Source organism: Azospirillum sp. NS33, assembly GCF_059703765.1.
Map to the genome: position 1 here is coordinate 1 of NZ_BAAKJB010000004.1, position 14,489 is coordinate 14,489.

Annotated in this window: 17 protein-coding genes; 7 read left to right on the forward strand and 10 right to left on the reverse strand. The window is 73.8% G+C overall.

Going from position 1 to position 14,489, the window contains the following annotated elements; genetic code table 11:
- The coding region (locus AC6H2I_RS05130) for a PAS domain-containing protein (protein WP_497499504.1) at positions 1–518 on the forward strand (518 nt) is incomplete at its 5' end.
- 2 nt (positions 519–520) lie between these two features.
- The gene (locus AC6H2I_RS05135; RefSeq protein WP_497499505.1) at positions 521–871 is read left to right on the forward strand and encodes a hypothetical protein; all 351 of its coding nucleotides are present in this window, start codon (positions 521–523) and stop codon (positions 869–871) included.
- Positions 872–883: 12 nt separating this feature from the next.
- On the opposite strand, the gene AC6H2I_RS05140 is transcribed toward AC6H2I_RS05135, so the two are convergent.
- From AC6H2I_RS05140 to AC6H2I_RS05150, 3 genes are all read right to left on the reverse strand, one after another.
- Positions 884–1,699: a sulfotransferase family protein gene (locus AC6H2I_RS05140; RefSeq protein ID WP_497499506.1), complete on the reverse strand. Its 816-nt coding sequence runs from the start codon at positions 1,697–1,699 to the stop codon at positions 884–886.
- Positions 1,700–1,788: 89 nt separating this feature from the next.
- A complete protein-coding gene (locus tag AC6H2I_RS05145) occupies positions 1,789–2,580 on the reverse strand; it encodes a metallophosphoesterase (RefSeq protein ID WP_497499507.1) in 792 nt (263 codons plus the stop codon).
- Positions 2,581–2,713: 133 nt separating this feature from the next.
- On the reverse strand, positions 2,714–3,112 hold the full coding sequence (locus tag AC6H2I_RS05150) for a hypothetical protein (protein ID WP_497499508.1): 399 nt from the start codon (positions 3,110–3,112) through the stop codon (positions 2,714–2,716).
- A 197-nt stretch (positions 3,113–3,309) separates the two neighbouring features.
- Between AC6H2I_RS05150 and aptA the strand changes: the two genes are divergently transcribed.
- Positions 3,310–4,653, forward strand: a complete 1,344-nt coding sequence (aptA, locus tag AC6H2I_RS05155) for an omega-aminotransferase AptA (RefSeq protein ID WP_497499509.1) — start codon at positions 3,310–3,312, stop codon at positions 4,651–4,653.
- A gap of 10 nt (positions 4,654–4,663) precedes the next feature.
- Here the strand turns inward: aptA and AC6H2I_RS05160 are convergent, their stop codons facing one another.
- Positions 4,664–5,842, reverse strand: coding sequence for a ChaN family lipoprotein (locus AC6H2I_RS05160; protein WP_497499510.1), 1,179 nt, complete (start codon positions 5,840–5,842; stop codon positions 4,664–4,666).
- 134 nt (positions 5,843–5,976) lie between these two features.
- Between AC6H2I_RS05160 and AC6H2I_RS05165 the strand changes: the two genes are divergently transcribed.
- Positions 5,977–6,714, forward strand: coding sequence for an SDR family NAD(P)-dependent oxidoreductase (locus tag AC6H2I_RS05165; RefSeq protein ID WP_497499511.1), 738 nt, complete (start codon positions 5,977–5,979; stop codon positions 6,712–6,714).
- Between the two features lie 35 nt (positions 6,715–6,749).
- On the opposite strand, the gene AC6H2I_RS05170 is transcribed toward AC6H2I_RS05165, so the two are convergent.
- Positions 6,750–7,526 (reverse strand): Hpt domain-containing protein, encoded by a 777-nt coding sequence (locus AC6H2I_RS05170; RefSeq protein ID WP_497499512.1) that lies wholly within the window; start codon positions 7,524–7,526, stop codon positions 6,750–6,752.
- 124 nt (positions 7,527–7,650) lie between these two features.
- Complete coding sequence (locus AC6H2I_RS05175; protein ID WP_497499513.1) at positions 7,651–8,196, reverse strand: hypothetical protein; 546 nt, start codon at positions 8,194–8,196, stop codon at positions 7,651–7,653.
- Between the two features lie 260 nt (positions 8,197–8,456).
- Between AC6H2I_RS05175 and AC6H2I_RS05180 the strand changes: the two genes are divergently transcribed.
- The gene (locus AC6H2I_RS05180) at positions 8,457–8,984 is read left to right on the forward strand and encodes a hypothetical protein (protein WP_497499514.1); all 528 of its coding nucleotides are present in this window, start codon (positions 8,457–8,459) and stop codon (positions 8,982–8,984) included.
- Positions 8,985–8,987: 3 nt separating this feature from the next.
- On the opposite strand, the gene rnhA is transcribed toward AC6H2I_RS05180, so the two are convergent.
- The 4 genes from rnhA to AC6H2I_RS05200 all read right to left on the reverse strand — a co-directional run bounded on the left by rnhA (position 8,988) and on the right by AC6H2I_RS05200 (position 12,286).
- Positions 8,988–9,446: a ribonuclease HI gene (gene rnhA, locus AC6H2I_RS05185; protein ID WP_497499515.1), complete on the reverse strand. Its 459-nt coding sequence runs from the start codon at positions 9,444–9,446 to the stop codon at positions 8,988–8,990.
- Entirely contained in the window at positions 9,443–10,414 is a 972-nt protein-coding gene (locus AC6H2I_RS05190) for a homoserine kinase (protein WP_497499516.1), read from the reverse strand. Before AC6H2I_RS05190 ends, rnhA begins: the two co-directional genes overlap by 4 nt.
- Before the next feature lie 67 nt (positions 10,415–10,481).
- Positions 10,482–11,321: a FadR/GntR family transcriptional regulator gene (locus AC6H2I_RS05195; protein ID WP_497499517.1), complete on the reverse strand. Its 840-nt coding sequence runs from the start codon at positions 11,319–11,321 to the stop codon at positions 10,482–10,484.
- Between the two features lie 32 nt (positions 11,322–11,353).
- Positions 11,354–12,286 carry a DMT family transporter gene (locus AC6H2I_RS05200; protein WP_497499518.1) on the reverse strand — a complete coding sequence of 311 codons (933 nt, stop codon included), beginning with the start codon at positions 12,284–12,286 and terminating at the stop codon, positions 11,354–11,356.
- Positions 12,287–12,468: 182 nt separating this feature from the next.
- Here AC6H2I_RS05200 and AC6H2I_RS05205 point away from each other — a divergent pair, with 182 nt between their 5' ends.
- Both AC6H2I_RS05205 and AC6H2I_RS05210 read left to right on the forward strand, forming a co-directional pair.
- Positions 12,469–13,341, forward strand: a complete 873-nt coding sequence (locus AC6H2I_RS05205; protein WP_497499519.1) for an N-formylglutamate amidohydrolase — start codon at positions 12,469–12,471, stop codon at positions 13,339–13,341.
- Positions 13,338–14,486, forward strand: a complete 1,149-nt coding sequence (locus AC6H2I_RS05210; protein ID WP_497499520.1) for a carboxylate-amine ligase — start codon at positions 13,338–13,340, stop codon at positions 14,484–14,486. Before AC6H2I_RS05205 ends, AC6H2I_RS05210 begins: the two co-directional genes overlap by 4 nt.
- The last annotated feature ends 3 nt before the right edge of the window (positions 14,487–14,489 follow it).

A 14,489-nucleotide genomic window follows, 5' to 3' on the forward strand; every position in this document is an offset into this window, starting at 1 on the left:
CGATCGCGGCCGCCTCCGGGCCGGCGCGTGCCGCCGCCGAGGCGGCGGCCGAGGCGCCGCCCGCGGTCTGCTCCTCCAGCCCGCTGGACATCGACATGGCGCCGCCCCAGGCGCGCATCCTCTACTCCCATTGGCGCCGGCTGAAGCAGCAGCGGGCGATGCCCGGGGCGGCGGAGATCGACACCGCGCAGATCCGCGAGTGCGTGCCGCGCCTCGCCCTGCTGGAGCCGCTGGCCGGCGGTGACTTCCTCTACCGCGCCTGCGGGCGTGCCCTGCAGCGGCGCATGGGGTTCCGCCCGGTTGCCCGGACCCTCACCGCCTGCCACGGACCGGACGCCGCCGCCCGCGCCCTGGCCGACCTGCGGGCCTGCGTCGCCGCGGCGTCGCCGCTGTGCCATCTCGTGCGCAACGACCCGGTCCTGCCGGAGGCCCGCTACGTCGAGCTGCTGCTGCCGCTGGCCGGCGCGGCCGGAGGGGTGGGGCTGGTGATGGCCTACCGCCACCTGCCGGGCGCGTGAGGGTGGCCGAGCCGCGGCCGGACGGGGCCGAGGGATGGGACGTCTGGCCGGTGGCGGTGTGGATCGTCGCCGGCGCGGTCGGCTTCGCCGCGGCACCCTGGAGCTACGCGACCTGGAAGGGCATCCTCTATTTCATGGTCGGAACGCCGCCGCTGCTGCTGGTGGCCGGCGCCGCGACCCGGCGGTTCCACCGCACCGTCGCCGCCATGGTCGACGAGGTGTTCCCCGGCCCGGGCTGGGCCGGCGGCTTCGCCGGTCTGGTGATCCGCCTGATGCTGCGCGCGGTGGAGGCGGTGCTGGTGCTGTCGCTGGCCCGCGCGGCGCTGGCCGCGCTCCAGGCCGGCCCCGCCTGACGCGGGCGCCGGCTAGGTGTAGTCGAACTGGCGCAGCAACGCCTCCTGGTGCCGCATGACGATCTCCAGGGCGGGTCCGTCCAGCGGCGGCCCGGGCGGCGCCGCCACCGTCACCGGCCGCTCGGTCAGCCCCTCCGGATCGACCTCCAGGAAGCGCAGGAGGGCGGCCATGTGCGGGCCCGGGTCGGCCTGCAGGTCCTCGATCCGGATCTCGTGGTAGCGGTCGGGGCGGCTGGCCCCGAAGACGACCGCCTTGCCGACATCGCCCGCCCATTGCCGGGCCGCCGTCTCCACCAGCTGGTGCCAGCCGGGGCCGCCCCGCGCCGCCGCCCCCGCCGTCCCTTCGGCCCCCGCCGCCGCAGCCAGGGCGGCCAGGACGGCCGTCCGGCCGTCGCGCACCACGTGCAGGACCTTCGCGGTCGGGAACAGCGCCTCCAGCACGTCGAGGCGCTGGACGTAGGCCGGTGTCGCCTCGCCGACCAGGCGGGTGCCGGGCGGCAGATCGAGCCGTGCGAGGGCAAGGCCGATGGCGGTGCGAAGGAGGTGGCGGAAATCGCCCGTCGTGAAGCCGTGGTGGCTGGCGGTCCGGGGGTGGATGGCGGCGTTGTTGGCCGCCAGCCTGGCGTTGTAGGCGCCGAGCAGGTCCTTCAGCGGCGTGCCGAACCAGTCGGTGAAGTGGCCTTCGCCGGCGCAGCGGATCTCGCGGTGCCGGTCGAGGGTGAGCTGGACCGCCGTCGTGCCGGAGTGGGGGGCGCCGACCACGAAGAGCAGGGGGCGGTCGAGCGCCGCCTTCACGCGGGCGTCGGTGGCGTCGAAGGGGCTGGGCATGGCGGCGGACCGTGGCGGCGGAGGGGAGTGGCGGCGGAGGGGGGCGGGGCCGCGCGACCATTCCACGGGCGCCGCCGCCCGGCAAGGGCTCAGGTGCCCAGGAACCGCCGGCCCATGCCCTCCAGCACCAGGCAGGTCAGCCGTCCCGAGGCGTAGGCGCCGGTGTCGATGCCGATGCGGTTGGACCGCACCTCCGGCCGCTTGCTGATGGTGTGGCCGTGCACCACCACCGCCCCCAGGGGCGCCTCGCAGTCGAGGAAGCCGTCGCGGATCCACAGGAACTCGCGCTCCGTCTGCTCGGCCAGCGGCACCCCGGGGCGGATGCCGGCGTGCACGAACAGGTAGTCACCGATGGCGAGGTGCCGGCGCAGCCCCTCGTAGAAGCGGCGGTGAGCGTCGGGCAGGCGGGCGCGGAACTGCTGCTGGACCATGGCGAGTACCTCGCGCGGGGCGTCGGCCGCGGGCGGCGGCACGCCGTAGCTGGCCAGGGTCTCGCGGCCGCCGTAGGTGAGCCAGCCCGGCCCGACCGCGGTGTCGTCGAGGAACTCGAGCAAGGCCTGCTCGTGGTTCCCCTTGAGGTGCACGGCACCGAACCCGGGCGGCGGGCCGGCCAGCAGGCGGTCCACCACGCCCGCGGACTCCGGGCCGCGGTCGACGTAGTCGCCGAGGAACACCAGGTACTTGATGGCGTCGCCGGCGTCGGCCGCGTCCTCCTCGATGCGCCGCAACAGGCGCTCCAGCAGGTCGAGGCGACCATGGACGTCGCCCACGGCGTAGACGCGCAAGCCCCGCGGGACCGCGGCGCTGCCGCGCTGTTCCGTGTCCGCGGCGCTGCCGCGCTGTTCCGTGTCCGCGGCGCGCCGTCCCAAGCCGAACACCACCACCAGCCTCCTTCGGTCGTCGCCCTGTCGTCCCCCCTGTATCTGGGATGCCGGCACCGCCGTGGCGAGATAGCCCCGGTGCGTAGGCGTGGCCGGCACCGTCGGGGGTGCCCCGTCCGGGCGGGCGCCGCGCTCAGGCGGTGCGGTGGCGGGGGTGGGGGCGCTCGACCACCGCGTCGAGCAGCGCGCCGAGGCGGCCGGGGTGGACCGGCTTGCTGAGGAAATGGCATCCGTTCGGCACCCGGCCGGTCGGCGCGGGCGCCTCGGGCCGGGTCAGCACCACCACGGGGAAGGCCTGGGCGCAGCGGTGGTACTCGTCGGCCAGGGCCGCGTAGGCGCGGCGGTCCGGCCCGGACCCGTCGATGATCGCGACGGTCGGGCGGAACGCGCTGTTCGGGATCAGGCGGAAGAACTCTCCGGCCTCCGCGAAGGTGACGACGACGAAGCCGCGGCTCTCCAGGCAGGTCTCCAGGACGTCGAGGCACCGCGCATCGTCGTCGACCACCACAGCCAAGGGGCCCTGCACCTCCATGCCCCACCTCCCTGTCGAAGCGCCGGATCGCATGAGCGGAAGCATATCATGGTATTCACGACGAGTTTGACCAAAATTGGATGGATCGCCCGGACCAGCGGAGCGGCCCGCGCCCGGCGCCCCGGCGCTTGAGCGCGCCCCCTGCCGGGCGGTAGGCTCGCCCGACTGGGCACGACGGCGTGGAAAGGGAACGGGACATGGACGACACCGTGGCGCGGGGCGCGGATCTGCGCCCCAACGACCTCGCCGCCTATTGGATGCCGTTCACCGCCAACCGGCGGTTCAAGGCGAACCCGCGCATGCTGGTGGCGGCCGAGGGCATGCACTACACCGCCGACGACGGGCGCCGCATCCTCGACGCGGTCGCCGGCCTGTGGTGCGTGAACGCCGGCCATGCCCGGCCGCGCATCGTCGAGGCGGTGCAGCGGCAGATCGCGGAGCTGGACTACGCCACCGCCTTCCAGGTCGGGCACCCCCGCGCCTTCCGCCTGGCGACCCGGCTGGCCGCGATGATGCCGGGCGACCTCGACCACGTCTTCTTCACCAACTCCGGCTCGGAGTCCGTGGACACCGCGCTGAAGATGGCGCTGGCCTACCACCGCGCCCGCGGCGAGGGGCAGCGCTTCCGCCTGATCGGGCGCGAGCGGGGGTACCACGGCGTCGGCTTCGGCGGCATGTCGGTCGGCGGCATCCCCGCCAACCGCAAGGCCTTCGCGCCGGCCCTGCTGCCCGGCGTCGACCATCTGCCGCACACCTACGACCGCGGCCGCCAGGGGTTCAGCCGTGGCGAGCCGGACTGGGGCGGCCACCTCGCCGACGACCTGGAGCGCATCGTCGCGCTTCACGATGCCTCCACCATCGCCGCGGTGATCGTCGAGCCGGTGGCCGGATCGACCGGCGTGCTGCCGCCGCCCAAGGGGTATCTGGAGCGGCTGCGGGCGATCTGCGACCGCCATGGCATCCTGTTGATCTTCGACGAGGTGATCACCGGCTTCGGCCGGCTCGGCACCGGCTTCGCGGTCGAACGGTTCGGCGTGCTGCCGGACCTGGTGACCACCGCGAAAGGCATCACCAACGGCTGCGTGCCGATGGGGGCCGTGTTCGCCCGCGCCCACGTCCACGACGCCCTGATGACCGGGCCCGAGGCGGCGATCGAGCTGTTCCACGGCTACACCTATTCGGCTCACCCGCTGGCCTGCGCGGCGGCCGAGGCGACGCTGGACACCTACGAGGAGGAGGGGCTGTTCGCCCGCGCCCGCGCCCTGGAGGAGGTCTGGGCCGACGCCGTCTTCACCCTGAAGGGCCTGCCCCACGTGGTGGACCTGCGCACCATCGGCCTCGCCGCGGCGATCGAGCTGGAGCCGCGGCCAGGCGCGCCGGGCGCACGCGGCTACGAGGTCTTCACCTCCTGCTTCGCCAACGGGCTTCTGGTGCGGGCCACCGGCGACATCATCGCCCTGTCGCCGCCGCTGATCGTCGAGCCCACCCACATCGACGAGACGGTCGGCACCCTCGCGGCGGTGCTGCGGGCGCTGGGCTGAGCGCGTCGGCTCACCGCGCCGGGAACTTGGCCACCAGGTCGCGCCGCGCGCGGTCGCGCCGCACCGTGATGGGCAGCCAGGTGCCCGGCGCCTGGCGCTGGACGATGGCGCTGAGGTCGGCCGGCGTGGCGACGGGGGTGCCGGCCGCGGCCACCACCAGATCGCCGGAGGCCAGACCGGCCGCCGCGGCGACGCTGCCGCCCTGCACCTCGCCGATGCGGACGCCGCCGTCCGCCGGCTCCAGCATCACGCCCAGGCGGGGCCGCGGCGGTGGCGCCGCCGGCACCGGCGGGGCGAGGCCGAACACGGCGTCGGCGACGCCGCCGTCGAGGCGGGTGCAGTCGCGCGTCGCCGGCCACGGCAGCAGCACCACGGAGTCGGGTATTCCCAGGTCGGCGAGCTGGTGGGGCACGCCGAAGCGGTCCTCGATGTGGCCCGCCCCCATCAGCGCCACCACGGTGCGGCCGGTGGCGGCGCGGGTGGCGGCGATGCGCTCGGCCATCGCGCGGTCCCAGACCGACTGCGCCTCGACGAACCGCGCGAAGCCCGGCGAGTCGCGCCCGCCGGCGCGGTCGCCGTGGTGCGCCATGACCTCGGCCAGGCGGTCGAGATAGGCGGCGGGCGGCGGCGCCGGGTCGCCGACCCCCTCGCGCTCGGCCGCGGGCACGGCGGCCCAGCCCTCCCGGCCGGTGCGGGCGACCAGCGCGCGCTCGACGTTCAACGCGACCATCGGGATGCGGTGCATGCGGGCGAAATGGAAGATCGGCAGGTACATCCCGGCGTCGAAGCCCCACACCTCCTCCCAGCCGCTCTCGCGCAGCAGCTCCGCCTCGCTCGACCGGCCGGCGGACCAGCGGTCCAGCGCCGCCTGGCGCGAGCGCGGGACCATCTCCAGGCCGATGGCGATGGCGGGGTTCAGGGCGTGGATGCCGGCCAGGGTGTGGAGCTGCCAGCGGTGATGCTCCGGCTCGTCGTGGCTCTCCCCCAGCAGCACGGCGGGGGCGGCCGCCGCGCGCCGCAGCACGGCGTCGGCGGCCAGCGCCTGCCCGGTTCCGCTGGACCACGCGCCGGCAGCGACGCACACGCCGGGCGGGGGGGCGCCCGGCGCTGCCGAGTTGGCCGGGGCGGGGGCGGCGGCCGGCAGGGCGCAGCCGGCCAGCGCGAGCGTGACGATGAGGCGGCGCAGCACCGGGCGGAGTTCCTTTGTGCGAGTGCGGGCGGGCGGCGGCGCCGGCCGTGTCTGAAAGGTTGGGGCGTGGGCGGTGGCCGTCAACGGCCGGCGCCCTCTGGCGGGGCGCGGCAAACCGCGCTAGCATGCGCGCCATGCCGCACCGCAAGACCGTGATCCTGACCGGCGCCAGCCGGGGCATCGGCCACGCCACCGTCGCGCGCTTCAGCGCCGAGGGGTGGCGGGTCATCTCCTGCTCGCGCGAGGAGGTGCCGGCCCATTGCCGGCGCGACCCCAACTGGACGCACCACATCCCCACCGACCTGTCCGACCCGGCCAGCCGGCAGGCCTTCATCACCGAGGCGAACGAAGCGCTGGATGGGGCGCCGCTCGGCGCGCTGGTGAACAACGCCGGGGTGTCGCCGAAGACACCCATCAAGGAGCGTCTGGGATGCCTGAACGGCGACATCGCCGGGTGGTACCGGGTGTTCGAGCTGAACTTCTTCGCGCCGCTGGTGCTGGCCCGCGGCTTCGCGGCGGCGCTGGCGCGCGGCAAGGGCGCGATCGTCAACGTCACCTCGATCGCCGGCCACTCCGTCCACGCCTTCGCCGGATCGGCCTACTCCACCTCCAAGGCCGCCCTGTCGGGCCTGACGCGGGAGATGGCGGTCGAGTTCGCCGAGCTGGGCGTGCGGGTGAACGCGGTGGCCCCGGGCGAGATCGAGACGGCCATGACCGGGCCGGAGTATGACGTGCTGATCCCGCGCATCCCGCTGCACCGCATGGGCACGCCGGAGGAGGTGGCGGCGGTCGTCTTCCAGCTCTGCGGTCCCGACATGGCCTACGTCACCGGAACCGAGATCTTCATCACCGGCGGCCAGCACCTCTACTGAGGGGCGCCGGCCGCCGGGTCCAGCGGCCCGGGGGCTCAGCCCAGGTTGTGGCGGGAGACCACGGCGGCGAAGTCCTCGCCGAAATGCTCGCCCACGCGGATCACCGACACACCGTCGGGGATCTCCTTGAGCGCCGGGTTGTCCAGGGCCATCGAGGTCAGCAGGGCCATCGGCACGTCGCGCGTGACGCTCATGGCGCGCAGGCCGCGGATGAGGTCGAGGCCGGACAGCCCGTCCATGACCATCGACGCGATGAGCATGTCGGGGGGGACGCGCACCGCCAGGCTGATCGACTCGATGGGGTCGCCGACGGTGATGGTGCGGAAGCCGCACGCCGCGAGTTCCTTGCCCACCTTCTTCGCTGCCACCTTGGACGGCGTCACCACCATGATCTCGACGTCGTGGATCTCGACGTCCGTCACCTCGAACTTGTAGCGGACGGGGAGCGCGCGGATGATCTTGTTGGTTTCGGCGAGCGCCGGCTGCTCGGCGCGGTCGACCAGCTCGGCCACCCGGTCGAGGAAGACCTGGATGTTCGGCACCTCGCGCTCGTCGAGCCGGGCGAGGTCGGTGAGGTAGTCCTCGAGGCGGTGGGCCACCAGGCTGACGGTCGGATAGCCGAAGCTGGTCCCCATGCCCTTCAGGTTGTGCGCGCCGAGCCGCACCAGACCGATCACGTCGGCGTCGCTGCGCGTCCCCTTCGCGTGGCCTTCCAGCGCCTCGTACATCAGATGGAGACGATCCCGCGCATCATCGACGAATTCGATGCGCAAACGGTCTTCGAGGTCGTCGGTCAGCGGCGTCGTGGCCATCGCGTGCGTCCGGGCAGTTGTTCGGTCAGAGTTGACCTGAAGCTACACCAGATCGCACCCGGCGAATAGACGACGTCGCGGCGTCGACACAGCAATTGTCACGGGGATTGTTTGCACTCCCATGTCACAACCGCTGCAGCAGGCCCTCGAACCAGGAGATCCGCGCCTGGGTCAGTTGCAGGTCATGGTCGAGCCACGCGGCGAGGACACCGGGGTCGTCGGCGTGGCGATGCTTGAGGTCGGTGAGGCGGGCCAGTTCGGTTTCGTGAAGCACCAGGAGATGGTCCACCTGGTCGCGCTGCGCCTCGCCGTCCAGCAGATGCAGGAAGCCGAGCTTGAGGGCGATCACCAGCTTGTTCAACCCGTCCGCCGAGGGTGCGCGGACGTTGGCCCGCATCAGCGTGTCGAACTCCAGCCGGCCCGCCGCGGTGGGGGCGAGCAGGGCGTTGTCCTCCATGCCCGAGCCGTCCAGCGCCTCCACCAGCCCCTCGTAGCGCAGCATCTCCAGCGAGGTGCCCATGAGGTCCAGCGACGGCCCGACGATGCGGTCCAGAAAATGCCGCACCGCGGACGCGAGGTCGGCGTAACGGGTCGGCCCGCTCTGGATCAGGGTGCCCAGGACCGCGAGTCGCACGGCTTCCTTCGGCATCAGCGAATTGTCGCGGTACATGGCGTCCTCGTTTCGTCGGGGGCAACGTTGGATGCCGTGCCCCGGGCGGGTCGGCTGACCCGGCCGCGGCACGAAATGCCACCACTGTCAAGGTAGGGGCTTCCGCCCCCCAAGTCCAGCGGTCACGCCGGGATCATTTGCCGCACCGGCGCAACCCGGACCGTCGCCGCGGGGAACACCCTCCGTGCCCATGCTGTTGGATGGGCAGCCCGGCCGGCCGCCCGCGCGGCGGGCCCCCCATGACCGAAGGAGAAGGCCCCGTGACCAGACTTGGCCCGATCACCGCCGCGCTGCTTCTCGGCGCCACCGCCCTTCCGGCCGCCGCCCAGGCCCCCGGGGCCAACACGGCGCAGGACCACCTCACCCCGGCGCCGCCGCCGGGGTGGGACCGTCCGTCGGCGGAGGATGCGCCGGCGACGGCGGTGGGCCGGCAGTACGGGGCGCCGGCCGGCGATGCGCTGGCGCGGCCGGCCAACCCGGCGGCGCGGGCCGGGGACACCGCCGACCAGCCCGGCCTGGCGGGAGGGGCGACGGGAGGCGCCGGGCCGGCCGGCACCGTGGTCGTGGACGAGGTGCCGATGCGGCGCCTCGACGACGCCGGCACGGCGGCGACCAGCGCCAAGACCGGCCTTCCCCCGGCGCCGGAGACCGAGGACGACACCGCCTCGCAGGACGACCTCGAGCGCCTCGGCGAACCGCCGCCGGACGAGTCCCTGCCGGCCGAGATCGACATCCAGCGCGCCTGGAAGCCGGTCGGGGACCCGCCCCACCCCGATCCGGAGGAGTAGGGATCAGCGCCCGCGCGATTCCTGGAGGCCCTGACGGGCGAGCGCGTCGGCGCGCTCGTTCTCGGGGTGCCCGGCGTGGCCGCGCACCCAGTGGAACTCGATGTCGTGGCGGCTTTGCGCCTCGTCCAGGCGCTGCCAGAGATCGACGTTCTTGACCGGCTTGCGGTCCGCGGTCTGCCAGCCCTTGGCCTTCCAGCCGTGGATCCACTTGGTGATGCCGTTCTTCACGTACTCGCTGTCGGTGTAGAGGCGGATCTTGACCGGCCGCTTCAGCGCCTCCAGCGCCTGGATCGCCGCCATCAGCTCCATGCGGTTGTTGGTGGTGGCGGGCTCGCCGCCCCACAGCTCCTTGTCCGTGTCGCCATAGCGCAGAATGGCGCCCCAGCCGCCGGGGCCGGGGTTGCCGCTGCACGCGCCGTCGGTGAAGATGTCGACGGCGCCGGTCGTGCGGGGTTCGTTCATGGCAGCAGGTCCATTCCGTATTCGCCGGGGCCGCGCACCTGCTGGTGAAAGCGCAGCTTGTGCAGGTATTCCAGCGGGTCCTTCGGCCGCACGAACGCGCCCGGAGGGTGATTCAGCCAGTCGTAGAGCCGGGTCAGCAGGAAGCGCACCGCGCCGCCCCGGCACAGCCAGGGCAGGGCCGCCGCCTCGGCGGCGGACAGCGGCCGGACGCGGGCGTAGCCGGCCAGCAGCTGGCGCGCCTTGGTGGCGTTGAAGGCGCCGTCCGGCTCGAAGCACCAGGCGTTCAGGCAGATCGCCAGGTCGTAGGCCAGGAAGTCGTTGCAGGCGAAATAGAAATCGATCAGCCCGGAGAGCGCGTCGCCGCTGAAGAACACGTTGTCGGGAAACAGGTCGGCGTGGATGACCCCGGACGGCAGGTCGGTCGGCCAATGGGCCTGCAGCGCCGACAGCTCCGCGTCCAGCGTCGCCCGCAGCCCGGGGCGCACGGTGTCGGCGCGCCCGGCGCAGCGGGCGTGCAGGTCCCGCCACCCCGGCAGGGAGAGGGCGTTCTCGCGGCGCGGCGCGAAGTCGCCCACCGCCAGGTGCAGGCGCGCCAGCGCGGTGCCGAGCTGGGCGCAGTGGTGAAGCTGGACGCGGCGCGGCCACATCCCCTTGAGGAAGGTGACGATCACCGCGGGGCGGCCGCACAGCTCGCGCAACGCGGCGCCGTCGCGCCCGCTCACCGGCTGCGGGCAGGCCACCCCCTTGGTCGCCAGATGCTCCATCAGGCCCAGGAAGAACGGCAGGTCCTCGCGGCGCGTGCGCTTCTCGTACAGGGTGAGGATGAAGGGGCCGGTGTCGCAGACCAGCAGGAAATTGGAGTTCTCCACTCCCTCGGCGATACCCTTGCACGAGAGGACGGCTCCCAGATCGTACTGGGCGACGAAGGCGCTGAGCTCCTCGTCGGAAACTTCGGTGTAGACGGCCATGGGCCAGCGCCATACCGGGTTTCGTGGACCCGGTCAATGATGCCGCGCGGCCCGGGGCGCCGGGACCCTACGCGCCGGGCTCTGCGCCGGGGTCCGCGCCGGGGGTCTCGGCGGGGTCCGCGCCGTCGGGCGGGGCGCGGGGGGCGGCGCCGTCCCCGGCGTCCGGCGGCTCGATCCGGCGGTAGCGCTCGAGCACCCACCGCAGATGGGCGCGGATGGCGTCGGCGGCCTCGTCCGGGGCGCGCCGTCGCAGCGCCTCGTAAATCGCGGTGTGGTGGCCCAGCATGGCCTCCTCGCGGTCGGCAAGGAAGGCCGGGGAGTGGTGGAACTCGACCATCTGGCCGAGGATCTCGCGGATGGTGGACAGGATGTGCAGGTAGACGGGGCTGCCGGCGGCCCGGCCGATGGCGATGTGGAAGTCGATGTCGTCGTCGGTGCGGTTGCGCCCGGGCTGGTGCATCGCCTCGACGATGCGGCCGATGTGGTCGAGCTGCTCCGCCGTCGCCCGCTCGGCGGCGCGGCGCGCCGCCCAGGTTTCCAGCGCCATGCGGATTTCGACCAGGTCGTAGAGGTTGTCCAGCTTGACCCGGACCATGGCGGTCAGCGCCGCGTCCATGGTGCCGGCCGACGACACCACGCGGGTGCCGCCCCCCTGGACGGCGGTGAGGAAGCCTTGCGTCTTCAGGGTCTGCAGGGCCGCCCGCACGGACACCCGGCTGACGTTGAGCTGTTCGGCCAACTGGCGTTCGCCGGGCAGGCGCTGGCCCGGCTCCAGCTCGCCCGTCCCGATGCGCTCCAGCAGGCGCTCGGCCACCCATTCCGACACCCGCCGGGCCGGGTCGGGCCGGGCGCCGCCGGCGCCGGGCGGCGGGGCGGGGAGGGGGGCGGAGGCATCGCGATCGCTCATGGTCCGAGTATCCGCCCTGGGGATTCGCAACGTCAACGGCTGCCGCGGCGCGCCAGCAGGATGCCCGCCAGGATCACCGCGGCGCCGACGGCCTGCCACGGCCCCAGCGGTTCGTTCAGCAGCACCCAGGCCAGGATGGCGGCGGCGGCGGGCTGGATCAGCAGGCTGACCGAGGAGAAGGCGGCGGGAAGATGGGCCAGCGCGTAGGCGATCAGGCTCTGGCCACCGGCGTGGCTGAGCAGGGCGAGGCCCAGCAGCACCGCCCACCCCGCCGCCGTCGGCGCGATCAGCCCTTCGCCCGACAGCAGCGCGATGGGCAGCAGCGTGACCGCCGTCACCGCGCCGCTCCACGTCATGATGGTGGCGGTCGAGAACTCGGCCCGCAGCCGGCCGACCGACAGGATGTAGCCACCGTAGAACACCGCGGTGAGCAGCCCCAGGGCGTCGCCGAAGGCGGCGTCGGCGCTGAGCTGCAGGCTGCGCCCCATCAGCACCATGGCGCCGCCCAGGGCCAGGGCCAGTCCCAGCACGAAGGCCCGGGAGAAGCGCTCCTTGAACACCAGCCAGGACACCAGGGTGACGAAGATCGGCGCGAAATTGGCCAAAAGGGTGGCGTTGGCGACCGAGGTGTACTGGATCGACCAGTGCCAGACCGCGAGGTCGCCGGTGAAGAACAGCCCGGCGGCGGTCAGCCGCAGGTGGTCGCCGAGGCCGGAGGGGCGGCGCGGGGCGCCCGCGCCGCGGGGCTCCAGGCGCATCCACAGCATCAGCGCCGGCAGCGCGAAGGCGACGCGCCAGAAGGCGGTGGCGCTCGGCCCGACTTCCGACAGCCGCACGAAGATCGGCGCGAAGGCGATGCCCAGGGCGCCCGCCAGCAGGGCGATCAGGGCGATGCGCTGGGTGCGGCCGGCACCGCTGGGCGCGGAGGAGGCCAGGGGCAGCGCGGCGGAGGGGGCGTCGGGCATGACACGCTTATAGCGGGGGGATGGCCGGGCCGTCATCCGTGCCGCGGGCATGGCTCCGTTGTGCGAACCAACCGTCCGGCGCGCGAATCGCCGACCGGCGTGCCGGCCCGGGGGACGCGGACGGTGTACCTCCGCCGCTGGCGGCTTCCGCCCCGCGCCGTGCCTGGGCTAGAGTGGCGGCCATGACCCTGCGAACCCCAACCCAGCACGTCCGCCCGGTCACCGGACCGCTGCCGGCGCGCCCGGCGGCGCAGCCGCCGCTGCTCGGCCCGGGCGACCCGCCGCCGGCCACCGTCCTCAACCCCGACGCCACCGGGCCGGTGGTGCTGGTGTGCGACCACGCCCACCGGGCGATCCCCGCCGCCCTGGGCAGCCTGGGTCTGGACGAGGACGCGCTGGCCCGTCACATCGCCTACGACATCGGCGCCGCCGACGTGACCCGTGGCCTGGCCGACCGCCTCGGCGCGACCGCCGTGCTGGCGGGCTACTCGCGCCTGGTGATCGACCCCAACCGCTCCCTGGACGACCCCACCGCCGTGCCGGTGGTCAGCGACGACGTGGTGATCCCCGGCAACCGGGCGCTGGACGCCGCCGGCGTGCGGCGCCGCGTCGACGCCATCTTCCACCCTTACCACGAGACGGTGGCCGGGGTGCTGGCGGCGCGCCGGGCCGCCGGGATGGTGCCGGCGGTGGTGTCGGTGCACAGCTTCACGCCGGCGATGCGCGGCGTCGCCCGGCCCTGGCACGTCGGCGTGCTGTGGGACCACGACCCGCGCATCGCCCGCCCCCTGCTGGAGCGCCTGCGCGCCGACCGGCGCTGGTGCGTCGGCGACAACGAGCCCTATTCGGGCCGCGGCACCCTGGGCGGCACGGTGGAGACCCACGCCACCCCGGCCGGGCTTCCCAACGTGCTGCTGGAGGTCCGCCAGGACCTGATCGCGACGCCGGACGGCGCCGCCGCCTGGGCCGCCATCCTGGGCGATGCGCTTGAGCCGGTGCTGGCCGACCCCGGCCTCTACCGCGTCGAGCACCATCCCCGGGACGGCGGCGAATGACCGCGGGCGAGCCGGCCTTCACCATCGGCCTGGAGGAGGAGTACCTGCTGGTCGACCGGCGCAGCCGCGACATCGTGCCGGCGCCGCCCGACGCCATGCTGGAGGCCGCCCAGGCGCAGGCCCCGGGGCAGATCCAGCCGGAGTTCCTGCGCTGCCAGATCGAGGTCGGCACGGCGGTCTGCCGGACCGTCCAGGAGGCGCGGGCCGAGCTGGCGCGGCTGCGCGGCACGGTGGCCGGGGTGGCCGGGGCCCACGGCCTCGCCCCGATCGCCGCGTCGACCCACCCGTTCGCCGCCTGGGAGCCGCAGAAGCACACCAACCGCGACCGCTACAACATGCTGGCGCGCGACCTCGGCGCCCCGGCGCGGCGGCTGATGATCTGCGGCATGCACGTCCATGTCGGCATCGAGGACGACGACCTGCGCATCGACCTGATGAACCAGGTCCGCTACTTCCTGCCGCACCTGCTGGCGTTGTCCACCTCGTCGCCGTTCTGGCGGGGGCGGGAGATGGAGCGCAAGTCCTACCGCCTGGCGGTCTGGCACGACCTGCCGCGCACCGGCATGCCCGAGGATTTCGCCAGCTTCGGCGAGTACCTCCAGCACGTCGACGTCCTGGTGAAGTGCGGGGTGATCGAGGACGCCAGCAAGCTGTGGTGGGACATCCGCCCCTCCAGCCGGTTCCCCACCCTGGAGATGCGCATCACCGACGTCTGCACCCGCCTGGACGACGCGGTGACGGTGGCCGCCCTGCTGCGCTGCCTGCTGCGGATGCTGTGGCGGCTGAAGTTGCGCAACGTCACCTGGCGCCCCTACCGCCGCCTGCTGATCGAGGAGAACCGCTGGCGGGCCCAGCGCTACGGCCTGGACGACGGGCTGGTCGACTTCGGCCGCGGCGAGATCGTCGCCTACGCCGACCTGCTGGAGGAGCTGATCGACCTGGTGCAGGAGGATGCCCGCCACTTCGGCTGCGTCGACGAGGTGGCCGGGGCGCGCGCGATCCTCGCCCGCGGCACCAGCGCCCACCGCCAGGTCGCGGTCTACCGCCAGGCCCTGGAGGAGGGCGCCGACGGCTGGGAGGCGATGCGCCGCGTCGTCGACTGGCTGATCGAGGAAACCGTGGTGGGCATCGATCCGGTGCCGTGAGGC